The sequence below is a fragment of the Ponticaulis profundi genome, assembly GCF_042659465.1.
Lineage (GTDB): Bacteria > Pseudomonadota > Alphaproteobacteria > Caulobacterales > Hyphomonadaceae > Ponticaulis > Ponticaulis profundi.
Map to the genome: position 1 here is coordinate 506 of NZ_JBHSSW010000060.1, position 3,654 is coordinate 4,159.

At 62.5% G+C, this 3,654-nt stretch carries 5 protein-coding genes and 1 pseudogene; 3 read left to right on the forward strand and 3 right to left on the reverse strand.

The genetic code is table 11. The features are described 5' to 3' along the window. A pseudogene (locus ACFQDM_RS15955) lies at positions 1-84 on the reverse strand (IS5/IS1182 family transposase); the annotation flags it as partial. A 60-nt stretch (positions 85-144) separates the two neighbouring features. After that, positions 145-1,017 (reverse strand): LysR substrate-binding domain-containing protein, encoded by an 873-nt coding sequence (locus ACFQDM_RS15960; protein WP_377380721.1) that lies wholly within the window; start codon positions 1,015-1,017, stop codon positions 145-147. A 107-nt stretch (positions 1,018-1,124) separates the two neighbouring features. Between ACFQDM_RS15960 and ACFQDM_RS15965 the strand changes: the two genes are divergently transcribed. From ACFQDM_RS15965 to ACFQDM_RS15975, 3 genes are all read left to right on the forward strand, one after another. After that, entirely contained in the window at positions 1,125-1,739 is a 615-nt protein-coding gene (locus ACFQDM_RS15965) for a LysE family translocator (RefSeq protein ID WP_377380724.1), read from the forward strand. 73 nt (positions 1,740-1,812) lie between these two features. Further along, positions 1,813-2,982 (forward strand): serine hydrolase domain-containing protein, encoded by a 1,170-nt coding sequence (locus ACFQDM_RS15970; protein WP_377380727.1) that lies wholly within the window; start codon positions 1,813-1,815, stop codon positions 2,980-2,982. Between the two features lie 68 nt (positions 2,983-3,050). Then, a complete protein-coding gene (locus ACFQDM_RS15975; protein ID WP_312125156.1) occupies positions 3,051-3,488 on the forward strand; it encodes a hypothetical protein in 438 nt (145 codons plus the stop codon). 9 nt (positions 3,489-3,497) lie between these two features. Here the strand turns inward: ACFQDM_RS15975 and ACFQDM_RS15980 are convergent. Further along, positions 3,498-3,654, reverse strand: a 157-nt coding sequence (locus tag ACFQDM_RS15980; RefSeq protein WP_377380730.1) for a transposase, incomplete at its 5' end; no start/stop codon positions are given.

Consider the following 3,654-nt stretch of genomic DNA (forward strand, 5'->3'; position numbering starts at 1 on the left):
CACCCGAGGTTTGCCGTGGCTCTTAGGGAAATAGGGCTCCAGCCGAGCCATCTGCTCGTCCGTCAGCCAATAAAGATCGCTCATAATCCAGACTCCTCAGGAGCCTGAATCAGATCGCACGCCGCAAATCAATGGGTCCTGAGCCTAGAGGCTGAGGTGGCGGGCCATCCGGTCCCGCAACCATTCCACCAACGCCTCGACCCGCCCGTCAGAGGCACGCCCCGCAGGGCGCAGCATCACATACTGCGTGCCATCCGGTGAAAAGCCGTGCGGGGCGATCAGCCGACCCTGCTCCAGCGCCGTCGCCACCATATGCACCGAGGCCATGGCCACTCCCTGCCCCGCCAGCGCGGCCTGAAGCGTCAAGTAGAAGTGCTGATACTGGATGTCGGTCCCGCTGAAGCGCGCCTTGTGGCCGCGCGTCCAAGCCTTCCACGCGTCGGGGCGGGTGCGGCTGTGCAGGCGCGGCAGATCTGACAGCGCGGCATCGGCCAAGGAGGGCGCAATCACCGGCCCCATCCGCTCTTCCACCAGCGGCAGGGCCTCTACGCCTGCGGGCAATGGAAAGTCCTGACGACGCAGCGCCAGATCAAACCCCTGCGCCACAAAATCCACCGGACCGCCCGCCGCCAGCACGCGCACGGCGATGCCAGTCTCCTGTTCCAGATCGACCATGGCGGGGATCAGAAAACGCAGACACAGGGTCGGCTCGCACGACAGGATCAGCGGCTGGGGTCCCGCATCCAGCGCATGAAACTCGCTCATCGTCTGGGCCAGACCGCCGAACAGCGGCCCCAGCTTTTCGGCCAACCACGCCCCCTTTGGCGTCAGATGCAGGCCGCGATTGCGCCGCTCGAACAGCGGCTCGCCCAGCTCATCCTCCAGCCCGCGCACCTGTTTGGACAGCGCCCCGTGCGTGACGTTCAGTTCTGACGCCGCCGCCACCAGGGAGCCCTGCCGCGCCACGGCTTCGAACGCCCGCAAACTGCCCAAGGCCGGAAGCCGCGCCCGATCCATACCAAACCCCATATGTGAATACTGCTCACATATTAGCGGTATGAATTTCGATTTTAAAGCGCCACCACAGCGATGAACGTGAGGGCGGTTTCAAGATCGGGGTTCACATGGAAACGTTCGCACTGTTTCTCGGCATTGTGGTTCTGGCGGTGATCAGCCCCGGAGCCGATTTCGCCATGGTCTCGCGCACCAGCGCCGTAAGCGGGCGAACGGCGGGGCTCATGACGGCGCTGGGCGTGGCGACGGCGTGCTGGTTCCATATCACCTACGCCATTTTCGGCTTGGAACTCATCACCCGCTGGCTGCCCGGATTTCTGGACGGCGTGCGACTGATCGGCGTGGCCTATCTCATCTATTTGGGGGCGAGCATGGCGTGGCCCCGCCGCCGCACCGCCCAAGCCGAGCCAATAGCCGACACCGGCTCAACGGGACGACATTTCCTGCTGGGCCTGTTCACCAATGCCTTGAACCCCAAGACAGCGATCTTCGTCATCAGCCTATATGCACAAGTCATCGGACACAGCACCGGCATGCTGACCAAGCTGGGCTATGGTGCCATCATCTCGGCGGTCCACCTGTTGTGGTTCGCCTTGGTGGCCATCTTTCTGTCCCGCGACACCGTCCGCCAGTTCGTGGCGCGCCATCGGCCTGTCGTGGACACCATTATCGGCCTGCTACTGATCGCACTGGGCGTGGCCTTGCTGTTCTATAAAATCGATTAGACCGAAAGCGCTTGACCATCGACGGCTGCCGCTTCAGTCTGGGGCACAGCTAAACAGCGATAGGGAGCCCGCCATGCGCCGTCTGTCCGGTCTGATGACCAGCCTTGTTCTGATGACCAGCGCAGTCAGCCTGTCTGTGCCCGCCATGGCGCAGGACGCCGCTGCCCTGCCGCCGCTGGAAAAGCCCTCTCAGGTCCTGTTCTGGACGCCGCAGCAGCGCGAGGCGGGCTTTCGCGCCATGGACCAGATTGTACCGCACCGCGTCATCCGTCGTGGCCCCACGGTGCATGAACTGCCGCAAGGCACTCCGCTTAACCTCGACGTGGCGGCGTTTATGGACAGCGAAAAGACCGCTGGCCTCCTGGTGCTTCAGGACGGCAAGATCAGGCTGGAACGCTATGGTTTGGGTTTTGGCCCCGAGGGGCGCTGGACCTCCTTCTCGGTCGCCAAATCCATCACCTCGACGCTGGTGGGCGCGGCCATTCAGGACGGCCATATCGAAAGTCTCGACACCCCCATCGTACGCTACCTGCCCGAACTGGCCGATAGCGCCTATGACGGGGTCAGCGTGCGCCAACTGCTGACCATGACCTCGGGCGTGGACTGGAACGAGGACTATACCGACCCACAGTCAGACGTGGCCCGCTTCTTTGAGCCGCACGACACCGACGGCATGGACCCAACCTTGCACTATATGAGGCAGCTAAAACGCGCCGCCGAGCCGGGCACCCGCTGGCACTATAGCACCGGCGAGACCAATCTGATCGGCGTGCTGGTCGCCCGCGCCACGGGCAAGCCGCTGGCCGACTATCTGTCCGAAAAGCTCTGGGCTCCCTACGGCATGGAGCAGGACGGCGGCTGGATGATCGACGAAAACGGTCAGGAAGCCAGTGGCTGTTGCGTCATGGCCAGTTTGAAGGACTGGGGCCGCGTGGGCCAGTTCATCCTCGACGGCGCACAGGTAAACGGCCAGCCGGTCGTTCCCGCCGACTATCTGGCGCAGGCCACCACCGCACAGGCCCAGACGGGCGAGCCGGGCATCGGCTATGGCTTGCAGTGGTGGACCCTTCCTCGAGGGCGCTTTGGCGCACAGGGCATTTTCGGTCAGTCGATCACCGTTGATCCCGACCGCAAACTCGTCGTGGTCATCCTGTCGGCATGGCCCACCGCCACCGGACGCTCAGCCGCCCGCACGGCCTTGATCGAGCAGATCATAGAGGCGGTGGACGTCCAGCCCATGTGACCGAACTGTACTGCAAACCCTAATTAAGATATCAACGATATATCAATTAGGGACGAAGGCTGTGCGGCATGAAACCTCTTATTTTCGGACTGGCGCTGAGTGTCTTGGTGGCGGCCCCCGCCATGGCCCAAGACGCACCACAGGCTGTGACCGCTCAAGGCACCAGCGTCTTCATTGGCCGAAACACGCCACAGGCCATGTACGGCACCTATCTGTATGAAAAACGCGGTGAGCCAACGATCGAACTGCGCGCAGACGGCACAGGCCATTTCCAACCGCACGGCGTTCCCGCCATTCCTATCCGTTATTTCATTCAAACCGATGAGACCGGAGAGCCCATTATCCAGCGCGGTCAAGTTGACGCCAGCTATATGCATATTCTGGTGGTACAGTACGGCCCCGGCGGCGGCGGCAACTATCCGCAGGACAGCTATGACCGCTTCAACTGGATCTGGGACGCCTCCACCGGCTGCGCCGTGATCCTCGGCGAACGGTTCAAATGCTAGGCTCAGGACTCATAGCCAAAAGAGCACTGTAGCGGCGAGGGCTATGGCGGAGAGGAAGACGTTCGGGCACCGATCATAACGCGTGGCAACGCGTCGCCAGTCTTTCAGACGACCGAACATGATTTCGATGCGGTTGCGTCGTTTGTATCTGCGCTTGTCATACCGG